This window comes from uncultured Sulfitobacter sp. (assembly GCF_947497275.1).
In the GTDB taxonomy this organism is placed as follows: Bacteria; Pseudomonadota; Alphaproteobacteria; order Rhodobacterales; family Rhodobacteraceae; genus Sulfitobacter.
This window is the reverse complement of sequence record NZ_CANMFS010000001.1, coordinates 363,980-387,475: the sequence shown is the minus strand read 5'-3', so window position 1 is coordinate 387,475 and position 23,496 is coordinate 363,980. Positions and strand designations below refer to the sequence as shown.

General features: G+C 61.7%; 21 protein-coding genes. 6 read left to right on the top strand and 15 right to left on the bottom strand.

Translation table 11 applies throughout. The annotated features are described in order from the left end of the window. Positions 1-45: 45 nt before the first annotated feature. Positions 46-1,266: a LysM peptidoglycan-binding domain-containing M23 family metallopeptidase gene (locus Q1A06_RS01830; RefSeq protein WP_299558063.1), complete on the top strand. Its 1,221-nt coding sequence runs from the start codon at positions 46-48 to the stop codon at positions 1,264-1,266. A gap of 556 nt (positions 1,267-1,822) precedes the next feature. Here Q1A06_RS01830 and Q1A06_RS01825 read toward each other — a convergent pair. The 4 genes from Q1A06_RS01825 to Q1A06_RS01810 are packed head-to-tail and all read right to left on the bottom strand — an operon-like array spanning position 1,823 to position 4,306. Continuing rightward, positions 1,823-2,665, bottom strand: coding sequence for an ATP-binding protein (locus Q1A06_RS01825; RefSeq protein ID WP_299558061.1), 843 nt, complete (start codon positions 2,663-2,665; stop codon positions 1,823-1,825). Further along, on the bottom strand, positions 2,662-3,588 hold the full coding sequence (gene tatC, locus Q1A06_RS01820; RefSeq protein WP_299558060.1) for a twin-arginine translocase subunit TatC: 927 nt from the start codon (positions 3,586-3,588) through the stop codon (positions 2,662-2,664). Before tatC ends, Q1A06_RS01825 begins: the two co-directional genes overlap by 4 nt. Beyond that, complete coding sequence (gene tatB, locus Q1A06_RS01815; protein ID WP_299558058.1) at positions 3,585-4,067, bottom strand: Sec-independent protein translocase protein TatB; 483 nt, start codon at positions 4,065-4,067, stop codon at positions 3,585-3,587. The genes tatC and tatB overlap by 4 nt, the downstream gene beginning before the upstream one ends. A 5-nt stretch (positions 4,068-4,072) precedes the next feature. After that, entirely contained in the window at positions 4,073-4,306 is a 234-nt protein-coding gene (locus Q1A06_RS01810; RefSeq protein WP_299558056.1) for a twin-arginine translocase TatA/TatE family subunit, read from the bottom strand. Positions 4,307-4,502: 196 nt separating this feature from the next. Between Q1A06_RS01810 and Q1A06_RS01805 the strand changes: the two genes are divergently transcribed. Beyond that, positions 4,503-5,168: a YafY family protein gene (locus Q1A06_RS01805; protein WP_299558054.1), complete on the top strand. Its 666-nt coding sequence runs from the start codon at positions 4,503-4,505 to the stop codon at positions 5,166-5,168. Here the strand turns inward: Q1A06_RS01805 and Q1A06_RS01800 are convergent. From Q1A06_RS01800 to Q1A06_RS01780, 5 genes are all read right to left on the bottom strand, one after another. Next, positions 5,156-5,524, bottom strand: coding sequence for a Lin0512 family protein (locus Q1A06_RS01800; RefSeq protein ID WP_299558052.1), 369 nt, complete (start codon positions 5,522-5,524; stop codon positions 5,156-5,158). The genes Q1A06_RS01805 and Q1A06_RS01800 overlap by 13 nt on opposite strands. Beyond that, complete coding sequence (locus tag Q1A06_RS01795; RefSeq protein ID WP_299558851.1) at positions 5,517-5,867, bottom strand: Lin0512 family protein; 351 nt, start codon at positions 5,865-5,867, stop codon at positions 5,517-5,519. The genes Q1A06_RS01800 and Q1A06_RS01795 overlap by 8 nt, the downstream gene beginning before the upstream one ends. A 36-nt stretch (positions 5,868-5,903) precedes the next feature. After that, on the bottom strand, positions 5,904-6,992 hold the full coding sequence (locus Q1A06_RS01790) for an ABC transporter ATP-binding protein (protein ID WP_299558050.1): 1,089 nt from the start codon (positions 6,990-6,992) through the stop codon (positions 5,904-5,906). A gap of 116 nt (positions 6,993-7,108) precedes the next feature. Further along, the gene (locus tag Q1A06_RS01785) at positions 7,109-8,425 is read right to left on the bottom strand and encodes a hypothetical protein (protein ID WP_299558049.1); all 1,317 of its coding nucleotides are present in this window, start codon (positions 8,423-8,425) and stop codon (positions 7,109-7,111) included. A 349-nt stretch (positions 8,426-8,774) separates the two neighbouring features. After that, positions 8,775-9,554 (bottom strand): SDR family oxidoreductase, encoded by a 780-nt coding sequence (locus tag Q1A06_RS01780; protein ID WP_299558048.1) that lies wholly within the window; start codon positions 9,552-9,554, stop codon positions 8,775-8,777. Positions 9,555-9,697: 143 nt separating this feature from the next. Between Q1A06_RS01780 and Q1A06_RS01775 the strand changes: the two genes are divergently transcribed. The 4 genes from Q1A06_RS01775 (at position 9,698) to Q1A06_RS01760 (ending at position 15,085) form a co-directional block, all read left to right on the top strand. Further along, complete coding sequence (locus Q1A06_RS01775) at positions 9,698-10,708, top strand: Hint domain-containing protein (RefSeq protein WP_299558047.1); 1,011 nt, start codon at positions 9,698-9,700, stop codon at positions 10,706-10,708. A gap of 103 nt (positions 10,709-10,811) precedes the next feature. Continuing rightward, positions 10,812-12,431 (top strand): peptide chain release factor 3, encoded by a 1,620-nt coding sequence (locus tag Q1A06_RS01770; RefSeq protein ID WP_299558046.1) that lies wholly within the window; start codon positions 10,812-10,814, stop codon positions 12,429-12,431. 40 nt (positions 12,432-12,471) lie between these two features. After that, the gene (locus Q1A06_RS01765) at positions 12,472-13,419 is read left to right on the top strand and encodes a glycosyltransferase family 2 protein (RefSeq protein ID WP_299558044.1); all 948 of its coding nucleotides are present in this window, start codon (positions 12,472-12,474) and stop codon (positions 13,417-13,419) included. Between the two features lie 124 nt (positions 13,420-13,543). Then, positions 13,544-15,085 (top strand): DEAD/DEAH box helicase, encoded by a 1,542-nt coding sequence (locus Q1A06_RS01760; protein ID WP_299558042.1) that lies wholly within the window; start codon positions 13,544-13,546, stop codon positions 15,083-15,085. Between the two features lie 82 nt (positions 15,086-15,167). Here the strand turns inward: Q1A06_RS01760 and Q1A06_RS01755 are convergent, their stop codons facing one another. Genes Q1A06_RS01755 through nuoL form a run of 6 tightly spaced genes read right to left on the bottom strand, consistent with a single transcriptional unit; the run spans position 15,168 to position 23,496 of the window. Then, positions 15,168-16,835 (bottom strand): ribonuclease J, encoded by a 1,668-nt coding sequence (locus Q1A06_RS01755; RefSeq protein WP_299558040.1) that lies wholly within the window; start codon positions 16,833-16,835, stop codon positions 15,168-15,170. Next, a complete protein-coding gene (locus Q1A06_RS01750) occupies positions 16,835-17,611 on the bottom strand; it encodes a type III pantothenate kinase (protein ID WP_299558038.1) in 777 nt (258 codons plus the stop codon). Before Q1A06_RS01750 ends, Q1A06_RS01755 begins: the two co-directional genes overlap by 1 nt. Positions 17,612-17,626: 15 nt before the next feature. Beyond that, positions 17,627-18,361: a biotin--[acetyl-CoA-carboxylase] ligase gene (locus Q1A06_RS01745; protein WP_299558036.1), complete on the bottom strand. Its 735-nt coding sequence runs from the start codon at positions 18,359-18,361 to the stop codon at positions 17,627-17,629. Positions 18,362-18,384: 23 nt separating this feature from the next. Continuing rightward, entirely contained in the window at positions 18,385-19,824 is a 1,440-nt protein-coding gene (gene nuoN / locus Q1A06_RS01740) for an NADH-quinone oxidoreductase subunit NuoN (RefSeq protein WP_299558034.1), read from the bottom strand. A gap of 13 nt (positions 19,825-19,837) precedes the next feature. Continuing rightward, positions 19,838-21,400 (bottom strand): NADH-quinone oxidoreductase subunit M, encoded by a 1,563-nt coding sequence (locus Q1A06_RS01735; RefSeq protein ID WP_299558032.1) that lies wholly within the window; start codon positions 21,398-21,400, stop codon positions 19,838-19,840. After that, entirely contained in the window at positions 21,400-23,496 is a 2,097-nt protein-coding gene (nuoL, locus tag Q1A06_RS01730; RefSeq protein ID WP_299558030.1) for an NADH-quinone oxidoreductase subunit L, read from the bottom strand. Before nuoL ends, Q1A06_RS01735 begins: the two co-directional genes overlap by 1 nt.

The window sequence follows — 23,496 nt, the reverse complement described above, 5'->3', positions numbered from 1 at the left end:
CGCAAATCCCGGGGACATGGGATGGGCAGTGACAAGGACTTTTCGATGACATTCACCACATCTGACCGCCGCGTGCGTCTTTCACTGCTTGCGGGCGTCGCCTGTGCGGCACTTGCCGGATGCAGCCAACCGCTTGATTTCGACATGCGCGGCATCGGCGGTGGATTCAGCACCGCAGACGCCGCCCAAACCTCGCTTGCCGCGCGCCCGGAACCCGACGACCGCGGCGTGATCTCCTATCCCAACTATCAGGTCGCCGTCGCCCGCCGGGGCGATACCCTCGCCGACGTCGCCCGCCGCGTCGGCATTGATCCCGCAACGCTTGCGCGCTTCAACGGGATCGCGCCGGACATCACCTTGCGGGCCGATGAAGTGATTGCTCTCCCGTCCCGCGTGGCAGAGCCGTCACCGGCGACAGGCGCAGGCGCCACCGGCCCGATCAAGCCCGTCGACATCTCCGCCGTTGCAGGCGGTGCGATCGACCGCGTTCCGGCCACCCCAGGCGTGCAAACCCAACCGCTTGCCCCCCCCGTAACACAAACCGGCAAAGAACCGATACGCCACAAGGTAGAGCGCGGCGAATCCGCCTTTACCGTCGCGCGCCTCTATTCCGTGCCGGTCGAGGCCTTGGCCGAATGGAACGGCCTCGGTGCCGATTTCGCCATACGCGAGGGGCAATTCCTGCTAATTCCGGTCGCGTCGCAAAATCCACCCAGACGCATCCCCCCCGCAACAGCCGCCGCGACGACGCTGCCCGGAACCGGCTCGGCAACACCCACGCCACCGTCAGCCGCAAAACCGCTGCCCGACGAGGATATCGCACCCGCAGCCGAAGCCGAGCCGCAAACGGCCGCAGCCAGCCCTGCCGCCCCGCCCCCCGTCGCCGACGTCGGTCCCACGACGCAACCGGTATCGGCAGGTAAATTTGTCCGCCCGGTCAGCGGCACGATCATCCGCGATTACTCCAAAGGCAAGAACGAAGGCATCAACATCAAGGCCGCCCCCGGCACATCCGTCAAGGCCGCGGATACAGGCACCGTCGCGGCCATCACCAAAAGCGCCGATGGGGTGCCGATCGTCGTGGTGCGCCACGCCGACAATCTGCTCACCGTCTACGCGAACGTAACGGATGTGACGGTGGCCAAGGGCGACAGTGTCAGCCGCGGCCAGAACATCGCCAAACTGCGCGGCGGATCGGATGCCTACGTTCATTTCGAGGTGCGCAAAGGCTTCGACAGCGTCGATCCGAACCCCTACCTGAACTAATCGCCGCCCTGCGCATTTCTTTTGGCCGTAAATATCCCGGGGGAATTGGCCCTTCGGGGCCAAGGGGGCGGCGCCCCCCCGCCCCGACACCTGTGTGGCGAATGCTCCCATAGCGCCCGATGAGGTAAACTCACAAGGCCGTTCGATGGTGCATACCGCCTCCGCTTTACGGACAGAGGTTAAAACCGATTGAGGCGCTCTGACAACGCTATTCCTCTGGGCACGCCACGACCCAGCATCGAAAGCTCCTCATAGCCGCGCGAGTCCTGCTGCGCACAGAGGTTCGCTCCCTGCTGGCGGGATGTTTCCGATCGGACCAAAAGGCGCAGGTCGCTGAACATAACGGCCGCAGTCGCATTCGCGTGCCCCCATCCAGACTGCCGCGCGCGGACTAGTACGGATTGCGATTTTCCATTTCGCTTTTTGTCACACCCATCATCCAGCCTCAAGTTACTGGCATCCAACAAACGCGAGGCGGTTCATAACCGACAGAAAAGGCAGAGGTTTGCCGGATGAAGCGTCTAGGCACCGGTTCCGATCCGAACCGTCGGCACGTTCAGTCCAAGGCGATCCCGCGCCGCCCCGCCAGATCGGTAAAGTACTGCCACGCGACCCGGCCCGACCGGCTGCCGCGCGTAGCTTGCCACTCGACAGCCTCGGCGCGCAGGGTCGCATCGTCGATCTCGACACCGTGCGCGTCGCAATAGCCGCGGATCATCGCCAGATATTGCTCCTGGTCGCAGGCGTGAAATCCCAGCCAAAGCCCAAAGCGGTCTGACAATGACACCTTTTCCTCCACCGCCTCCGCCGGATTGATCGCCGAGCCGCGCTCGTTCTCGATCATATCTCGCGGCATCAGATGACGGCGGTTCGACGTCGCATACAAAACCACGTTATCGGGCCGTCCTTCGATTCCGCCGTCCAATACCGCTTTCAGCGACTTGTAATGCGCATCATCGTGCCCAAAGCTCAGATCGTCGCAAAACAGGATAAACCGTGTTTCGGATCCCCGCAGCAGGTTAAGCAGACGGCCCACGGATGGCAGATCCTCGCGCTGTAGCTCCACCAGCTTCAGGTCTTCATGCTTTACCTGAACGGTACCGTGTACCGCTTTGACCAGGCTGGATTTTCCCATGCCACGCGCACCCCACAAAAGCGCGTTGTTCGCGGGCAATCCAGCGGCAAATTGCATGGTGTTCTCAAGCAATGTGTCGCGCGACCGCTCGACCCCCACAAGCAACCCTATGTCCACACGTGACACCCGTGCAACGGGCTCAAGCCGGTCCGGCCCCGTGTGCCAGACAAAAGCCGAGGCCGCGTTGAAATCAGGCGCGGCAAGCGGTGCCGGAGCGATGCGCTCCAGCGCCGCTGCAATACGGTCCATCGGATCGTCGATCATAGGTCTCGGTCCCTGTCGTCCGTCTCTTCGACAATCGGGTCCTCGCGGTCCATTTCCTCGGCCATCGCGTCGAAATCCGCTTCGTCATCGTAATACCCGTCCGCACGCAGCTGTGCCTCGCGCTTGGCGTCCACACGGCTCACCAGAAAGATCGAGATCTCATAAAGCCCATAGACCACGACGAAGAGGATAATCTGGGTAACAACATCGGGCGGTGTGACGAGTGCGGCAAGCAGCAAGATCCCGACAACCGCGTATTTGCGCACATTGCCCAACCCCTCCGCCGTCACCAGCCCCGCCTTGCCCATCAGGGTAAGCAGTACCGGAAGCTGAAAGCAAAGACCGAAGGCCACGATCATTTTCAACGTGATATCAAGGCTTTCGTTCACCTTACCCTGAAACACGATGTCGATCCCCGACTCGCGGGCATCGCCTTCAACAACCAGCGCCGTCAAAATCGACGCCGCGTCGGAGAAGCCGAGGAAAAACTGCATCGCCAACGGCACGACGATGTAATGCGCAAAGGATGCCCCCAGCAGAAACAGCGCCGGCGAGGCGATCAGAAACGGTAGGAAGGCGCTTTTCTCATTGCGATAGAGGCCCGGCGCCACGAAGCGCCACAGCTCATGCGCGATCATCGGGAAACTGATCGCAAGGCCACCGACCATCGAAATGCGGATCAGCGTAAAAAAGTACTCCTGCGGCGCGGTATACTGCATCACGGGGTTCGGGTTGCCGAGATCGCGCATCGTGTTCTCGATCGGCACCAGCAGGAAATCAAGGATCGAACTGCCGAAGCTGAAACAGATGATCATACCGACGATGAACGCCATGACAGAGCGGATAAGCCGCGTGCGCAGCTCCGCCAGATGCTCGATCAGCGGTGCCGCGCTGTCGTCGATGTCGTTGTCGCTCGCGCTCATGTGTCAGCTTTCTTCTCGGGTTCTTCCGCCGGTGTCGGACTCTCGCTCAGCGACGCTTCCATCGCATCTGCACGCTCTTGCGCCTCCTTGGCCTCGCGTGCCTTGCGCTCGGCGGCGGCCCGGGCCGTCGAGGCCTGGATACGCTTGACGTCCTGTGCACGCTGCGCCGCCATCTTGCCGGTCTCGCTGTCGGGGTCGAGATCGGTCAACGACTTCGCCGCATCCTTTACCCCGTCCATCGCGGTGCCGACCGGATTGGTCGCGGCCTTGAGCGATTTATTGATGCTCGTCGACATCTCCCGCACGCCGGACTGGTCCGCCGCGTCGTTCATCGCGGACGTGAACTCGCGCGCCATGCCCTTGGCCTTGCCGACGAACTGGCCGACCTTGCGAAACAGCACGGGCAGATCCTTGGGGCCGACGACGATCAACGCCACGATCCCCACAACCAGCATTTCGGTCCAGCCAAGATCGAACATCGGGTTTACACCTTGTCCTTGGTCTCGGTTTCAGTCTCGACAGACGGCTGCGGCGTCGATGCGATCTCACCGGTCTTTTCGTCCGCCAGATCGTTCTCGCCTTCGCTGATGCCCTTCTTGAAGCTGGTGATGCCCTTGCCGACCTCACCCATGAGCGACGAGATCTTGCCCCGCCCGAACAGCACCAACACGACAACTGCAATCAGCAGCAGACCCGGCAAACCAATATTGTTCAGCATCTTCATTCTCCGATAATTGGGTTTCTGCCCGCACCGCGGGCGCGGTATTCGCTCATTTCCTATCAAGCCTGCGTTGTCGCCAAAATCCCAAAATGCGTTTTGCCGCTACACCAGCTTCTTCTGGCGCATAATTTGAGAACTTGCGCAAGCCTCCTGACAGCTTTATGGCAGGATCTGCGTTACCGAAAGCCATCCCATGTCCCGCGCCGACCGTCTTTACGACATCGTGCAGATCCTGCGCGATGGCGGCACCCACACCGCACAGCAGCTTGCCACCCGTACGGGCGTGTCACTGCGCACGCTCTACCGCGACATGGACAGGCTTGCCGCATCCGGCGTTCCCGTCGAGGGGACACGCGGCGCGGGCTACCGCATTGCCGATGTGGTAAGCCTGCCGCCGCTGTCCCTGACGCCCACAGAAGTCGAGGCGCTGAACCTCGGGCTGGCGATTGCCGCGCAGTTGGCCGACCCCGAGTTGCAGGCCGCAGCGAACCGCCTGGCGGACAAGATCGACGGCGCCCTGCCCCAGTCCGTTCAGCGTGAAACAGATGCCTGGAAATTCGCCGCATCGCCCTTTGCAGATGCCGCGCGCGGCTTTGGCCACCTTGCGCCACTGCGCGCCGCGATCCGGGCGCGCCAGAAACTGCGCCTCACCTATACTGCCCCCGACGGCACCGTCACCTCGCGCACCGTCCGGCCCCTGCAGGTCGACCATATCGGCCGGGTCTGGACGCTGACGGCGTGGTGCGAGCTGCGCGCGGCCTTCCGCGTCTTTCGTCTGGATCTGATCGAATCCGCCGAGGCGCTGCCGGAACTGTTCCACGACGAACCGGGCCGGACGTTGGCGGACTACGCGCCCTGAGCGCGCTTTAACGCCCACCCTGCCTGCGCGGGGAGAAACGCCTCGACCGACGCCTGTGCGATTACGATCGTCTCGTCGCCCGACGCCACGTTAAGCCCGCCCGATACCCCCTGCACCTCGGCCCGCCCGCGCGGCAGCATCCCGCGCAGCACATCGAGGTCAAGCTTGTCCGGCTCCTGCACTGCGACCGTTACCTGCACCCGCATTGCGTCGTCCGGCAGGTCCAGCACACCAAACAACGGCAACGACGAATGGCGCAACGCATCCTCGATGGCCCGGCTGGCCGCCTTGGTATAGTCCATCCCGTGCAAATCGTTGCCCATGCCCATTTCAATTATCACGCGCTGTTCATCCATCGGCTTTCTCCATATCGAATCCCACCGACAGCGCCACATTGGCCATAATCGTCGGATGGCCGTCGCCATCGGGTCGCGGCACATCCAGCCCCCCATGAACCACATTCACCGCCACCTGCCCGTAGGGGAAAACAGCCGCCAGTGCCGCGACATCCACGCGGTCGGGCTGTTGCACTCCGACATCCAGCGTGATCCGCATGTCCGATTTATCAAACCCGAACAGTTCGGCAAGGTTGATCGAATTGTGCCACAGCGCATCGCGCACCGCCCGCGTTGCCGCCTGCGTGTAATCGCCGCGTCTGAGCGACGTTCCCATACCGAATTCGATCAACAACTTTTGCATGTCCATGTTCCTGCAATTCCCCATACCCGGGGCGTGTCATTTACCCGCGTCGAAAACAAAGCATTTGTCGCGCCGGATCGTGAGCCACATCACCGTACCGGGCTGTGGCAGGAAAACGTTCGGCACCGTCGCGCGCAGCATGGACCCATCGTGATCCATGCAAAACTCCACAAGGCTCTCGTTGCCCATGAACCGCGACCGCGCCACGACCGCGCGCGCGGGGGTGCCATCGACGGCAGTGGGGATCGGACCCTTGCCCGCCCGGTCGAAATCGATGCGGACATGCTGGGGCCGGAACACGATATCCACCCACGTCCCATCGGGCAGACCGGGGGCCAGAAACTGCCCGAACGGCGTATGCGCAAGCGCCCCGCGCACCTCGGCGCGCAGCACGTTGGCATCCGAGAAAAACGAGACTGCGGCACGGTCGATGGGCCGGGTATAGACGTTATAGGGCGCGCCCTGCTGCACGATCTTGCCGTCGCGCATCAGCGCGATTTCGTCGGCCATGCGCATCGCCTCCTCCGGCTCGTGCGTAACCAGCAGAACAGCCGTGTCCTCGTCCTTGAGAATGCTAAGTGTCTCATCGCGGATGCCGTCGCGCAACCGGTTGTCGAGACCGGAAAACGGCTCGTCCATCAGCATGATGCGCGGACGCGGCGCAAGCGCGCGCGCCAGCGCCACGCGCTGCTGCTCGCCGCCCGACAACTGGTGCGGATAGCCGTCGATAAACTGCTTGAGCGCCACCCGGTCCAAAAGCTCCTCGACCCGCGCGCGCTTGTGCGCCCGTGTGCCGATCTTCAGGCCGAAACCCACATTGTCACCGACGCTCAGATGTGGAAACAGGGCAAAGTCCTGAAACATCAGCCCGATTTCGCGCCGCTCGGGTGGTACGCGAAACACGGTATCGCAGATCAGGTTGCCATCGACGTGAATCGTGCCGCTGTCCTGCATCTCGACGCCGGCGATCATCCGCAGGGTCGTCGACTTGCCACAGCCCGACGGTCCCAGCAGGCACGTCACCTGCCCCGGCATGATCCTCAGGCTTACGTCATCCACCACGGCACGCCCGTCGAAACGGCGCATCAGGTTGCGGATCTCAAGGCGCGGTGTCTGCTGCTCCATCGACGGCTAATCCGATCATTTCTGTCGGATAGCTGCTATCAGCCCTTCGACCCTGCTGCAACGAAAAGGAGCGGCGTCTGAAACGCCGCTCCCGATGATCGCTAAGGCCGCTGACCTTACTGAGAGATCGCGGCGTTGTTCCCGGTGCCGTTCTGGCTGAACACGCCGACGTTGTTTCCGCCGTCTTGCGTCAGTGCTGCCTGATTTGACACGCCATCCTGTTTTCCGTTCGCAATATTGTCGTCACCGATCTGCGCCATTGCGAACAGGTTGTTGTTGCTGGCCGACAAACCGCCGACGTCAAGCGTTGCGATGTTGCTCAGGCCGTCTTGAACAAGCAGACCTTCGGTCAGGCCCAGCGTTGCTGCGTTGCCCGAGAACAGGTCTGGCGCCCCGTTGTCGTTGCCAATGATGGTAACGGTCACAGAGTTGTCCGACCCAGTTTGATCGGTCCCGACCACATTGCCGTTACCCGCAGTCACATCGACGCTGCCGGTGTTGCTGAAGCCGTCCTGACGCATCCCGATGTTATTGTCATCGCCCGAAACGCCCACGACCGAGATCAGGTTGCTTGTGCCAATCTGGTACGTACCGACCTGATTGCGATTGCCGCCGATCGTCAACGTTCCGATCGAGTTGTAACCGCCGACCTGCGTGACGCCGAACTCGCTGTCGTCACCGGTGATGATGATATCGGCGGCACTGCCCCAGGCGCTGGACTCGATCGGCGAGGTTCTCAGACCCTGGATCACATTCGAACTGGTCGCGCCGGACGACAGGGCAAACCCGGTCAACGCGCCATTGCCGTTGTTGTCGCCGGTCATGGTTACGGATGCTTCGTTGTCGTTTGCCGCAGTTCCGCCCTTACGGTTCAATTGCCGGACGCTGGCCAGCATGTTGTTGTTGCCGGTCTGCGAGACAGTCAACTCATTCCGCGCGCTGCTGCCTTTGATCTGCGTCACATCACCCACGGTATTGCCATCGCCATCTCCCGCAGCATCGCCTTGTGCGATCTGTGCGGTGTTGCCTTTCAGGACGCCGGTGGTCGAACCGGTCTGCGAGACCGCGCCGACGGTGTTATCGTCGCTCGTCTGGGTTACGGAGAGATCGTTGCCCACCGCACCCGCGCGTGGGTTGCTGCCGTTCATCTGCTGAATGACGCCGTCTACCGCGGCATTCGCGTTGGCGCCTTCGCCGATGCTGTTGCCATCGCCCGACTGCAGAATCGTCAATTGGTTGAGAAAGCCATTCTGTGTCACATTCTGTGTGTCCGTCCCTGCCACATTGCTGTCGCCATCCGACTGCGTGATCAGCGCACTGTGATCATTGCCCGTCTGGTCAAGATAGGCTTGGTTGCCATCGGCGGCGAAAGCGGCGGACATTGAAAGGGTCAGGGCCGTGCTGCTGGCCAAAATGAATTTACTCGCACTCATGGGTCGCTCCTCGTGGAAAAGAATGATCGGGAACCCGTGCAGATGCCGGAATTGGCATTAAGCATTTTTTCGAGGGTGCCCCGAAGCTGCGAAACGGTGCTGGTGATCTCCCAAAACGCCGTCCGTAGCTGAACCTTGTGTGGCTCGCAGGCAGAAAAAACACAACGTGAACATGATTTTTACGGATTATTAACACATTTTTTCACGTCTGACGGGAGGACCATCATCCCTCCTCCCGTTTTACTGGTGGCAAGTCTTTGAAAAAGAGGGAAACTATCCACCAAACGTAAACAATTCGCGCGAATCATCCGGCGCACAACAGCACGCCGGTTAAGCATGCGCGCTCTCTCTACATCGTGATGTTGGTCGCCCCGCCATCCAGCAGGATCGACTGCCCCACGATGAATCCCGCGTGCTGCGAGCACAGGAATGCGCAGGCGGCGCCAAATTCCTCGCGCGTGCCGTAGCGGCCCGCCGGGATCCCCGCCGCCCGCTCGGCGCGCGCTTCGTCCAGCGTGATGCCCTTGGCCTTGACCACGCCCCCATCCAGCGCATCGGCGCGGTCGGTTGCGTGGATACCGGGCAACAGATTGTTGATGTTCACGCCCTTGTCCGCCACCTGCCGAGAGGTGCCCGCGACATAGCCCGTAAGCCCGGTACGTGCCGAATTGCTCAGCCCCAGCACGCCGATCGGCGCGCGCACCGATTGCGACGTGATGTTGACGACGCGGCCCCAGCCACGCTCCATCATGCCCGGCACCAACCCTTTAATCATCGCGATCGGTGCCAGCATGTTTGCATCCAGCGCCTTGATGAAATCCTCGCGCTCCCAATCCGTCCACATGCCGGGGGGCGGTCCGCCTGCGTTGTTGACCAGGATATCGACGCCCTCGGCGGTCTTGAGAACCGCATCCTGTCCGTCCGGCGTGGCGATATCGGCCGCCACCGTCGTGACGGACACACCGTAATCATTGCGAATTCGCTCCGCCGCGGATTCCAGCGCCTCGACACCGCGCGCGTTCATCACCAGATCGACACCGGCGGCGGCCAGCGCCTCTGCACAGCCAAGGCCCAGCCCCTTCGACGATGCACACACCAGCGCGCGCTTACCCTTGATCCCCAGATCCATCGCATCTCTCCCTATTGAGCGTTTGTACGCAGCTAACACCAGCGTGCGCACAGACGCCAGCAAAAGACCGCCTCATTGACCGCACACCGCCATAATCCTACCCTAGATTTTTCGCACCGCAGTTCGCAAAGGCAATCCGTCCCATGGCCAAAGGCACCCCTTCCTCGCAAAGCGTTCCAGTCTACGTCGCCGCGCAATTCCATGCGACCGACGGCGCCAACATGGGCGATCTGCTCTCCTTTGCGAACGAACTCATCCTCGATGACGTGTACGAGCTTGCATTCGGCGCCGAACCCGCGCGCCTGTCGCTGATCGCGCGCGACGATGCGACGTTTTCGGTGGGTCACGACACCGCCATTGGAACGCCCGGTGCGACGCTGCACCTTGACTGCGCGCTTACCTTCATGTCGCCCGACGGCGCGATCTCGGACGCGCTTTTGCTTGTCGAGGTGGACGGCGACGGACAGATCGCCGAAATATATCTGCTGCCTTTCATCGCTTTGGGATCAAAGGTCGAATACCGCCTTGTGGGCATCGACCGCGACGGCGCGCGGCGCAAGTTCGCGCAGGTCGCCTGCGTCAGCTTCACCCACGGCACCCACATCACGCTGGCCTCGGGCGAACAGCGCCCGGTCGAGCGTCTGGCCGTCGGGGACCGCATCCTTACGCGCGACGACGGAGTGCAGACGCTGCGCTGGATCGGCACCACGACCACCCGCGCCCTCGGTGAATTCGCCCCCATCGTGATCGCCGCCGGAACGCTCAGCAACGCCAACGATCTGGTGGTCAGCCCCGATCACCGCCTCTTTATCTACCAGCGCACGGACGAGCTTGGCGCGGGGCGCGCCGAATTGCTGGTCAAGGCGCGCCATCTGGTCAACGGCACCACTGTGCGCGTGGCCGAAGGTGGCTTCGTGGATTACTACCAACTGCTTTTTGATAGCCACCAGATCATCTATGCCGAAGGCATCGCCGCCGAATCCATGCTGATCGACAGCCGCACCAAACCGGTGCTGCCGCAGGATCTGTCCGACGCGCTCGGCGATGTCATCGCCGGCCATTCCGATGTGCCGCACGCGGGCCTCGACGTACACGAAGCATTGCTCAGCCGCCCCGATGCCGCCGAACTTCTGCGCAAAGCCTCCGGCCGCTAGCCGCCACACTCTTGCACACCTGTGCATGTAGGATATGTGTACGGCTCGCCGCGCGCCTGTCCGACAGGCCCGGCCAAACAACGCTCAGGATACCCCAGCCGCCATGCTCGATACGCATACCAACCGCCCCCCCTTGCCGCCCGAGATCGCGCGCCGCCGGACCTTTGCGATCATCAGCCACCCGGACGCTGGCAAAACCACTCTCACCGAGAAATTCCTGCTGTTCGGCGGCGCGATCCAGATGGCCGGACAGGTCCGCGCCAAGGGCGAGGCGCGGCGCACGCGCTCGGACTTCATGGCGATGGAGAAGGACCGCGGCATTTCCGTCTCTGCCTCCGCGATGTCGTTCGACTATCAGGGCCGCGACAAGAACTACCGCTTCAATCTGGTCGACACGCCCGGCCACTCTGACTTCTCCGAAGACACCTACCGCACGCTGACCGCCGTGGACGCCGCCGTGATGGTGATCGACGGCGCGAAAGGCGTCGAAAGCCAGACCCAGAAGCTGTTCGAGGTCTGCCGGATGCGCGACCTGCCGATCCTGACGTTCTGTAACAAGATGGACCGCGAAAGCCGCGACGTGTTCGAGATCATCGACGAGATCCAGCAAAACCTCGCCATCGACGTGACGCCCGCAAGCTGGCCCATCGGCGTGGGCCGCGATTTCATCGGCTGCTACGACATCCTGCGCGACCGGCTTGAACTGATGGACCGCGCGGACCGCAACAAGGTCTCCGAGTCGATCAGGATCGAAGGTCTCGACGATCCCAAGCTGGCCGAACATGTGCCCGCCGATCTGCTGGAGAAACTGCGCGAGGATCTGGAGATGGTGCGCGAACTGATGCCGCCGCTCGACCACGCGTTGATGACCGAAGGTTCGCTGACGCCGATCTGGTTCGGCTCCGCGATCAACAGTTTCGGCGTCAAGGAGCTGATGGACGGCATCGCCATGTTCGGCCCCGAGCCGCAGATCCAGAAGGCCGAACCGCGCCAGATCCTGCCCGAAGAGAAGAACGTCTCCGGCTTCGTGTTCAAGGTGCAGGCCAACATGGACCCCAAGCACCGCGACCGCGTGGCCTTCGTGCGTCTTGCCTCCGGTCACTTTGAACGTGGCATGAAACTGACCCATGTGCGCTCCAAGAAACCGATGAGTATCACCAACCCGGTGATGTTCCTCGCCTCCGACCGCGAACTGGCCGAGGAGGCCTGGGCCGGTGACATCATCGGCATCCCCAACCACGGCCAGCTGCGCATCGGCGATACCCTGACCGAAGGCGAGGCGATCCGCGTGACCGGTATCCCGTCATTCGCGCCCGAGCTGTTGCAAGGCGTGCGCGCGGGCGATCCGCTGAAATCCAAACACCTCGAAAAGGCGTTGATGCAATTCGCCGAGGAAGGCGCCGCGAAAGTGTTCAAACCTTCCATCGGCTCCGGTTTTGTCGTCGGCGTCGTCGGCCAGTTGCAATTCGAGGTGCTCGCCAGCCGGATCGAGCTTGAATACGGCCTGCCCGTCCGCTTCGAGCCATCGCAATTCACTTCCGCCCGCTGGGTCAACGGCCCCAAGGCTGCCGTCGACAAATTCAGCGAGGCGAACAAGCAGCACATCGCGCACGATCACGACGGTGATATCGTCTACCTCACCCGTCTTCAGTGGGACATCGACCGCGTAGACCGCGATTATCCCGAAATCAAGCTGACCGCGACCAAGGAAATGATGGTCTGACCATGCAGCCCCGCACCCTTCCCAACCGTGAACCGCGCGCATGAATTGGGGCATCGTCGCCACGATCAAGTCCGACGCTCCCGCGATCCTGCGCTTTGCGGCCTATCATCTGGAACAGGGCGCACACCGTATCTACATCTACCTCGACGCGCCCTGCCCCGAAGCGCAGGAGGCGCTTGAGGCGCATCCGCGCGCGCGCGTCGTGCACTGCGACGACGGCTATTGGACGGGCCGCAACAGCGGACGCCCCGAGAAACACCAGTCGCGCCAGACCTTCAACGCCACCCGTGCCTACAGACGCGCGAGCGACGTCGATTGGCTGATACACATGGACGTGGACGAATTTCTGGTCAGCGAAACGCCGGTCGCGGCGCACCTGGGCGCGCTGTCAGCCGACGTCTATTGCGCCCGCACCCGCCCGATGGAGCTTTTGTCAGGGGGCAATCCACAGATCGGCGCGGCATTCAAGCAATTCATCCCCCCCGGACGCGCCCGCGAAGAAACCGTTGCAGCCCTCTATCCAGAGTACGGACAGCACCTCAAAGGCGGCTTTCTGAGCCATATTGCGGGCAAGCTGTTCGTGCGGACCGGGCTGGGCGCGGTCAAGTTCCGTATCCACAACGCCTTTCTCGACGGCGAAATGAACCCCGCCGAGCGCGAGCTGCCCGACCTGCATCTGGCGCACTTCCACGCGCCCGACTGGGACGCATGGCGGCGGCATTACGACTACCGCTTTACCCGCGGATCCTACCGCGCTGATCTCGGCCCCGCCCGCCCACGCGACCGAGGTGGCATGACGGTGCACGAGCTTTTTGCCCTCATCGAAGAGGAGGCCGGCGAGGCCGGTTTGCGCGACTTCTTCGACGAGGTCTGCACCGACACCCCCGCCCTGCGCGCGCGGCTCGCGGCGCATGGCCTGCTCTACGAGGCACGGTTCGATTTCGACAGCGCAATTGCATCACAGTTCCCCGATTTCGCAAAAATTTGACGCCCCCGCCGCAACTTGCTATGCGCAACCCTAACATGTCGCGGCACGGGCCGCCGATTGGGCCGTGCGGGCCGATATGAACGCTGCCGCGGGCCAGACCAGTGTCCGCAACATACGGATACACATGACAAAATTCTCAGATTTGAACCTGAACCCCAAGGTCCTCAAAGCCATCGAGGAAGCGGGATACGAAACCCCTACACCGATTCAGGCTGGCGCCATCCCCGCCGCCCTCACAGGCCGCGACGTTCTGGGCATTGCTCAGACAGGCACCGGCAAAACCGCCAGCTTCGTTCTGCCGATGATCACGGCGCTGGCCCGCGGACGCGCGCGCGCGCGGATGCCGCGCAGCCTCGTGCTGTGCCCCACCCGCGAGCTTGCCGCGCAGGTGGCCGAGAATTTCGATACCTATACCAAGCACCTCAAGCTGACCAAGGCGCTGCTGATCGGCGGCGTCTCGTTCAAGGAACAGGACAAGCTGATCGACAAGGGCGTTGACGTCCTGATCGCCACGCCCGGCCGCCTGCTCGATCACCACGAGCGCGGCAAGCTGATCCTGACGGACGTCAAGGTGATGGTCGTCGACGAAGCCGACAGAATGCTCGACATGGGCTTTATCCCCGATATCGAGCGGATCTTCGGCCTCACGCCCTTCACCCGCCAGACCTTGTTCTTCTCCGCCACGATGGCACCAGAGATCGAGCGGATCACCAATACGTTTCTCAGCAACCCCGAACGCATCGAAGTCGCCCGTCAGGCCACCACCTCCGAGACGATTGAACAGGGTGTGCTGATGTTCAAGGCGTCGCGGAAGGACCGTGAAGGCACGGAAAAGCGCAGGATCCTGCGCGCGCTGATCGACGCCGAAGGCGACAATTGCAGCAACGCGATCATTTTCTGCAACCGCAAGATGGATGTGGATACGGTCGCCAAGTCGCTCAAGAAATACGGCTATGACGCCGCCCCGATCCACGGCGATCTCGACCAGAGCCAACGCACAAAGACCCTCGATGGATTCCGTGCGGGCGATCTGCGCTTTCTCGTGGCGTCCGACGTGGCCGCCCGTGGCCTCGACGTGCCCGCAGTCAGCCACGTTTTCAACTATGATGTCCCCAGCCACGCCGAAGACTACGTGCACCGCATCGGTCGCACCGGACGCGCGGGCCGCGATGGCAAGGCGATCATGATCTGCACGCCCCGCGATGAGAAGAATTTCGAGGATGTCGAACGGCTGGTGCAAAAGACGATCCCCCGCCTCGACAACCCGCTTGGCGACAAGGCGACGTCCCGGAGCGAGAAGCCTGCCGCAGATGCCGCCGGTCAGGACACGCCGAAACCGGACGCCGCTACGAAGACCGACAAGCCCAAGCGCACAAGGTCACGCAGCCGCAAATCCGACGCGCCCAAAGAAGCGGATGCCGAAAAGCAGCCGTCGAAGGCGCGCGAGGAAACGCCGGCACCGGACGCCAGGGAGCCCGCGCAGGCCAGCGCCCCGGCCCCGCAGAAAGCCGAAAACACCACCGCGCGCACCGGATCATCGCGCGGGCGTGGCGGGTCGAACCGCCGCAGCGATAACCGCGATGATCGCGGTGGCAACAAGGTCGTCGGTCTTGGCGATCACACGCCCGCATTCATCGAACTCAGCTTTGAAGAGCGCGAGACCTGAAGCAAACCTTTCCGAAACAATAAAAAAGACCCGCAGCATCGCGCTGCGGGTCTTTTTCGTTTAACGCGCTCTACGGCTGGGATCAGCTCAGGCGGCTGACCACAACGGTGATTTCGGGCTTTTTGCCGATCTCATTGTTCGCCGATTGCCGTGCAACTTTGCGCAGCCCCTCGTCGAGCGCCTTGTCGTCGCGCAGCGTCTTAGCACCAGCGCGACCCAGCCATTGCGCCAGATCATGTTCCACGACGTCGACCAATGGCGACTTGCTCATGCCCTCTTCCGGCAGGCCCATGGTATCAACCCATGGATCGCCAAGCGGCTCGTCCTCTTCGTCCATCAGCACCGTGACAGTCATATGGCCGTTCAACGCCATGCGGATCCTGTCGCGCACGACACCGTCCAACGCGCCAACCTGTACCGATCCGTCCAGATAGGTCCGGCCCGTCTCGACATACTCGGCCACCTTCGGCGCATTGCCGGACAGGTCGATCATCATCCCGTTGACCGCCAGAACACCGGTAATGCCCTTCGCATCCGCGATCTTCACATGCTCGCGCAGGTGACGGTGTTCGCCGTGCATCGGGATCAGAACCTGCGGTTTCAGCAAATCGTGCAGCGTTTCCAGGTCGGGACGGTTTGCATGGCCCGAGACATGGTATTTGCCGTTGCTGTCGTCTACGACGTCGACACCCATTTCCGAGAACTGGTTCATGATGCGGATCACGCCGCGCTCGTTGCCCGGAATGGTCTTGGACGAAAAGAGGAACATATCGCCCTCTTTCATCTCCAGCCCCATGTATTTGCCGCGCGCCAGCTGCGCGCTCGCCGCGCGACGCTCGCCCTGCGATCCCGTAACCAGCAACATCAGATTCTCGCGCGGCACGTCCCGCGCCTGTTCCGGGCTGATTGTGGCCGGAAAGCCTTCGAGCACCTTGGTTTCCTGCGATGCATCCACCATCCGGTTCATCGCCCGACCGAGCAGCACGATGGACCGTCCTGCCCGCGCCCCCGCCTCGGCCAGTGTCTTGACTCGCGCCACGTTGGACGCGAACGTCGTCGCCACGACCATGCCCTCGGCGGACGCGACAAGTTCCTCGATGGCGGGGCCAAGCGTGGCTTCGGAACGGCCCGCTTCGGGGCTGAACACATTCGTGCTGTCACAGATCAACGCCTTGACGCCGCCTTTGGCGATTTCCTCGAACGCGGCGGGATCAAATGCCTCGCCCACGCCGGGAGTCAGGTCGACCTTGAAGTCGCCCGAATGCACGATCCGGCCCGCCGGCGTGTCGATGATCAACGCCGAGCTTTCGGGAATCGAATGCGAAATCGGCTGAAAGCCCACCTTGAACGGGCCGGCATCGACCTGATGCGGAAACACCCCCACAATGCGAACCGCGTCATCGGGATGGCCGTATTCGTCCATCTTGCGCTTGGCGATGTTGGCGGTAAAGCGGCGCGCATAGATCGGCGCCTGCAAACTGTCGTAGGTATGGGCGATGCCGCCCACGTGGTCTTCGTGCGCGTGGGTCACGAACACCGCCTCGATCTGGTCGCGGCGCTTTACCAGCCAGTCGATATCGGCGATGATCAGGTCCACGCCGGGGGACGTATCCATATCGGGAAACGCCACGCCAAGGTCGACGACGATAAGCCGCTCCTTGCCGGGTTTGCCGTAGCCATACACATAGGCATTCATGCCAATTTCACCCGCCCCACCGAGGGGCAGGTAGATCAATCTTTCGCTGCTCATTATTCAGCTGTTTCCTTATTAAACTTATGGATCACGGTCAGCCCGTGTATTGTCAGATCATCTTGATATTCATCAAAAAGCGCCTCGGCCTGCTGAAACAGCGGCGCGAGCCCACCAGTGGAGATCACGCACATGTCCCGCGCGCGCTCCGCCTTTATCCGCGCACATATCTCACGGACGAGCCCGACATAACCCCAAAAGACTCCGGATTGCATACAGGCCACAGTATTCGTCCCGACAACATGCGCCGGTTTCGAGATATCGACGTGCGGCAGGGCCGCCGCGGCATTGTGCAGCGCCTCCAGCGACAGGTTGACGCCGGGTGCGATCACACCGCCGACATATGCGCCATCGGCCGCCACCACGTCGAATGTCGTCGCCGTGCCGAAATCGACCACGATCAGATCACCACCGTAAAGATCATGCCCGGCCACCGAATTGACCAACCTGTCCGGCCCCACCGCAGTCCCCACATCCACGCGCACGTCAATCGGCAGCCTGCATTCGGGCTTGCCGACAACGATGGGCCGGGTCTGGAAATACCTGTCCGCGAGGACACGTAGGTTGAACACGACACGCGGTACGGTTGAAGACACGATGACATCCGTGATGTCCGCTTCGATCTTCTGAAGCTTCATCAGGGTACTGAGCCAGACATAGTACTGGTCCGCCGTGCGCTGCCACTCGGTCGAGGTGCGCCAGGTGGCGATGAAATCGGTGCCGTCCCAAATCGAGAACACCGTATTCGTATTCCCGCAATCAATGGCCAGAAGCATGCGCGCCTCCCCTTCTCAGAAGTAAACATCCGCCGCTGCAATCGAAACGCGGCCATTCGGCGTTGCAAGAACGAGATTTCCGGACCTGTCGACGTCCTCGAACACGCCGGTGGTCTCATCGCGCGTGGTACGCGCGGTCACCGTCTCGCCGATCCGAGCGGCACGGGCCAGCCACGCGGTGCGCACCGGCGCAAAACCATAGGTACGAAACTGCATCTCGACGCGGTCATACTGGACCGCCAATTCATCGAGAAAATCTTCGGGGCTGATCCTTGCGCCGGTCTCTCCCGCCAGCGACACAGGCTTCACCGCGCCCGGCTCCACCTGATCGGGCCGGGGCGCATGTGCGAGGTTGACACCGATGCCGATCACCAGATGCTGCCCGAGCGTCTCAAGCAGGATCCCCGCCACCTTGCCACCGTTCAAAAGCACGTCGTTCGGCCATTTGAGCGCAAAAGCGTCCGCACGCCCGGTCAGCGCCACGAATGTCTCCCACAGCGCAAGGCTGGCCACGAAGCTGCGCAGGGCCGCGTCGCCAAGGGATCCATTGCGCTTCATGATCAGTGTACTGGCGAAATTCCCGTCCGGCGTCGACCATGCGCGCCCCCGTCGCCCCCGCGCCGCCGTCTGCTCGCGCGCGAGGATCCAGGCAGATCCGGTAAGCGACGGCGCGATCCGCGCCGCCTCCGACAGCGTTGAATCGAGGCTGCGGAAGACGTGGCGCGTATAACCGTCGGGCCAGTTACTCACCTGTCAGCCCCGCCCGGTGTACATTATTCGACAAGCGCCTGAGCCGCCAGCGCCGCGGCTCCCTCGACACCGAACATGTTGACGATCCCGATCACCATGATCACCGCTGAGGCAACCAGGAATCCGCTCAGCACGCCGCTGCGGTTACGGTCCAGCGCCGCGGATTTGTCCGCGCCGAAGTACATGAGGAAAACGATCCGAAGATAGTAGAACGCCCCGATCGCCGATGCCACCGCACTGGCCACGACCAGCCAGATCATTCCGCCATCCAACGCGGCGCGCCAGACGTAGAGTTTGCCGAAAAAGCCGAGGAAGGGCGGTACGCCCGCCAGGCTGAACATCAGCACCAAAAGCGCCGCCGCTCTGCCGGGATGATGTTTTGAATACATGTTCAATGCCGAAATCTCGACCACCGGCTGCCCGTCTTTCTCCATAAGCAGAATGAAGGCGAAAACCCCGACGTTCATTGTCACGTAAATCGCCATGTAGACCAACATCGCCTGCACACCGAACGCGGTTCCTGCGGCAAGCCCCATCAGGGCGTATCCCATGTGGGCAATTGAGGAATATGCCATTAGGCGCTTGATGTTGGTCTGGCCAATCGCCGCAATCGCGCCGAGGAACATCGACAGCACTGACAACAGCGCGATGATCTGGCTCCAGTCGCTGACCGCAAAGCCGAAAGCATCGTGCAGCACCCGCGCGAACAGCGCCATTGCCGCCACCTTGGGCGCGGTGGCAAAGAACGCCGTGACGGGCGTGGGCGATCCTTCATAGACGTCAGGCGTCCACATGTGGAACGGCACCGCCGACACCTTGAACGCCAAACCGGAAATCAGGAACACGATCCCGAACAGCATCCCGAGGGACGTCTGCCCGGCCTGCGCCGTGATGATAACGCCCGAGAAAAGCGTCGTGCCCGCGTAGCCGTACACCAGCGATGCACCATAAAGCAGCATACCGGAGCTGAGCGCCCCGAGGACGAAATACTTCAACCCGGCTTCGGTGGATTTGACACTGTCCCGGCGCAACGATGCCACGACATACAGCGCCAGCGATTGCAATTCGAGACCCATGTATAGCGCCATCAGGTCGCCCGCCGAGACCATCATCATCATGCCGACAGCACTCAGCGCGACCAGTACCGGATACTCAAACCGCAACAGCCCGCGCGTCAGCATGTAGTTTTCGGACATGATCAGAACCGCCGCTGCGGACAACAGCAAAGCTACCTTGGCAAAGCGCGCGAAACCGTCATTTACGAACATGCCGTTGAACGCCTCGACCGTCATGTCCGTGCTCGTCCCGACAACACCGGCCAGCACAACCATCAGCGCGGCTGTCAGCCACAACAGCGGGCGCGCGACCGCGTCCTTACCGAAATAGGCCCCGAACAAAAGCCCGGCCAGAGCGAACCCGGCGAGGATGATCTCGGGCAGGATTTGAGAGATATCGTGGTTCATCTTTTATCTTCCCTCAATTCTGGGCTTCGGCGGTTTGCATGGCGGCATCCGTTGCCGCGACAGCCGTGTCATATTGATCCACCAGCGCCGTAACGGACGGGCCGATGATGTCGAGCACCGCAGCCGGATAGATGCCAAGCAACAGCGTCATCGCCACCAGCGGCGCGAAAATCCATTTCTCGCGCGCGGTCATATCGCTGATCATCTTCAGGCTCTCCTTGATCAGATCGCCCATCACAACCCGGCGGTACAGCCACAGCGCATAGGCCGCCGAAAAGATCACACCGGTCGTCGCCACCGCAGCCACCCAGGTGTTGACCTGAAAAACCGCCATCAGCGTCAGGAATTCACCGATGAAACCGGAAGTCCCCGGCAGACCGACGTTCGCCATGGTGAAGAACATGAACAGCATCGCATAGACGGGCATCCGGTTGACCAACCCGCCATAGGCGTCGATGTCGCGGGTGTGCATCCGGTCGTAGATCACGCCTACGCTGAGAAACAGCGCGCCCGAGATGAAACCGTGGCTGATCATCTGGAAAATCGCGCCGTCCAGCCCCTGCTGATTGGTCGAGAAGATCCCCATCGTCACGAACCCCATGTGCGCGACCGACGAATAGGCGATCAGCTTTTTCATGTCTTCCTGCACCAGCGCCACCAGCGAGGTGTAGACGATGGCGATCGCCGACAGCCACAGGATCAGCGGCCCGACCACTTCCGCCCCCATCGGGAACATCGGCAGCGAGAAGCGCAAGAAGCCGTAACCGCCCATCTTCAAAAGGATCGCGGCAAGCACGACGGACCCCGCCGTCGGCGCCTGCACGTGCGCATCCGGCAGCCAGGTGTGAACCGGCCACATCGGCATCTTGACCGCAAAGCTGGCGAAAAAGGCGATGAACATCAGCGTCTGAACACCGCCGATAATCTGGAAGCCGAACACGTCGATCGTCTCCGACCCGAAGTTATGCGTCAGCAGGCTGACGTCGCACCCACCGATACAGGTAGTGCCCGCATCCGAGAACATCGCGACCATTGCCACCAGCATCAGAACCGAGCCGAAGAAAGTGTAGAGGAAAAACTTGAAGCTCGCGTAGATGCGGTTCGCTCCGCCCCAGATGCCGATGATCAGGAACATCGGGATCAGCGAGGCTTCGAAGAAGACATAGAACAGCACCAGATCCAGTGCCATGAACACGCCCAGCATCAGCGTCTCGAGCACCAGGAACGCGATCATGTACTCCTTGACCCGTGTTTTCACATCCCAGCTTGCGGCAATGACCAAGGGCATCATGAAGGTGGTCAGCATTACGAACAGGATCGAGATTCCGTCGACACCCATCCGGTACGTCAGACCAAGCAGCCAGGCGGCCTCGTCGACCATCTGGAAATCCGTGTTGGCGGGATCGAATTCGATAAAGACGAAGATCGACACGATAAACGTCACCGTCGTAGTGATCAGCGCCAGCCATTTGGCGTTGCGCTGCGCCGCTTCATCCTCTCCGCGCAGGAAAACCGCGAGGATCAGCGCAGCGAATGCCGGCATGAAGGTCACAATGGAGAGCAGGTTATTTTCCATCAGTTCGCTCCTCCGGTCATCGTCATCCAGGTCACGAGGATCGCGATCCCGATCACCATCGCGAAGGCATAGGTAAAGATGTACCCGGACTGTGCGCGCCCCGCGAGCCGCGTGAGCCAGGGCACGATGCCCATCGCCAGACCGTTCAGGCCGCCGTCGATCACGCTGCCGTCGCCGCGCTTCCACAGGAACCGACCGATGGCCATCGCGGGACGGACGAAGATGAAATTGTATATCTCGTCAAAGTACCACTTGTTCCAGAGGAACAGATAAAGGGGCCGCTGCGATGCCGCCAGACGTCCGGGCAGCGTCGGGTTCCAGATATAGAACCACAGCGCCATCACAAACCCACCCAGCATCGCCAGGAACGGGCTGACCTTGACCCAGACCGGTACACCGTGCGCATCGTCGAGCGTGGTGTTGTCAGCTCCGAAATAAAGCGCCCCCTCGCCCGGCGCCCCGCCAAAGCCCGGACCATGGTGTTCGCCGTCATGGGCGCCCGCGTCCGCGTTGTCGTGCGCCTCTTCGGCACCCTCGACAGCGGTATCGCCACCCTCTGCCATTTCGGCGAGCGGGATACCGTAGAAGTCCGCGACATATTCAGTCGCGCCAAAGAAGCTCTTGTAAAACACCATGCCCGAGAAGATGGCACCGATCGCCAGAACGCCCAAAGGCACAAGCATCGTCATCGGGCTTTCATGCGCGTGCTCATGAGTATGCTTGTTGCCGCGCGCCTCGCCGAAGAAGGTGAGGAAGATCAGCCGCCAGCTGTAGAAGCTGGTCATTGCCGCCGCGATCACCAGCAGCCAGAACCCGTACATCGCGCCCGCGCCGAACGCGCTTTCGATGATCGCATCCTTCGACAAGAAGCCTGCGAAGCCAATATGCGTCAGTGGAATGCCGACACCGGTAATCGCCAGTGTGCCGATCATCATCGCCGCGAACGTATAGGGGATCTTTTTGCGCAGACCGCCGTAGTTCATCATATCCTGCTCGTGGTGCATCGCATGAATCACCGACCCGGCGCCAAGGAAAAGCATCGCCTTGAAGAACGCGTGCGTCAGCAGATGGAACATCGCTGCGGAATACATGCCGACACCGGCAGCGACAAACATATAGCCCAGCTGCGAGCAGGTCGAATAGGCGATGACACGCTTGATGTCCGTCTGGACCAGACCCACCGTTGCGGCAAAGAACGCCGTCGTCGCACCCAAGAAAGTGACGAACGCCATCGCTTCCGGCGCAAATTCCATGATCGGCGACATCCGGCAGACCAGAAAGACACCTGCCGTCACCATTGTCGCGGCGTGGATCAGCGCGGACACGGGCGTCGGCCCCTCCATCGCATCCGGCAACCAGGTGTGCAGAAACAACTGCGCGGACTTGCCCATCGCACCAATGAAAAGCAGGAAGGCGATCAGGTTCGCGGCATTCCAATCGGCCCAAAGAAACGTCAGCGTGGTGTCCGCCAAATCAGGTGCAGCGGCAAAGATGTCGTCCAGATTGATGCTGTCCGTCAGGAAGAACAGCGCAAAGATGCCAAGCGCAAAACCGAAATCGCCGACCCGGTTCACTACGAAGGCCTTGATTGCCGCCGCGTTCGCCGATGGTTTCTTGTAGTAGAACCCGATCAGCAGATACGAGGCAACGCCCACCCCTTCCCAGCCAAAGAACATCTGGACAAGGTTGTTGGAGGTGACAAGCATCAGCATCGCGAAGGTAAAAAACGACAGATACGCAAAAAATCGCGGCTTGTAGCTCACACCCTCGCCGAAGTTCTCGTCATGCGCCATGTAGCCGAAGGAATAGAGGTGCACGAGGCTGGAGACGGTCGTGATCACGATCAGCATGATCGCGGTCAGCCGGTCCATGCGGATCGCCCAATCCGTGCTCAGGCTGCCGCTTTCGATAAAGCGCAGGATCTGGATGGTTTCGGACGTGCCGTCGAAACCGATGAAGACGACCCAGCTGAGCAACGCCGAGAGAAACAGCAGGCTGGTGGCAATCCAGCAGGCCGCAGTCTCGCCAAAAACCTTCCAGCCGAAACCGCACAGAAGCGAGCCGACAAGCGGGGCGAAGAGAAGCGTTAGTTCCAT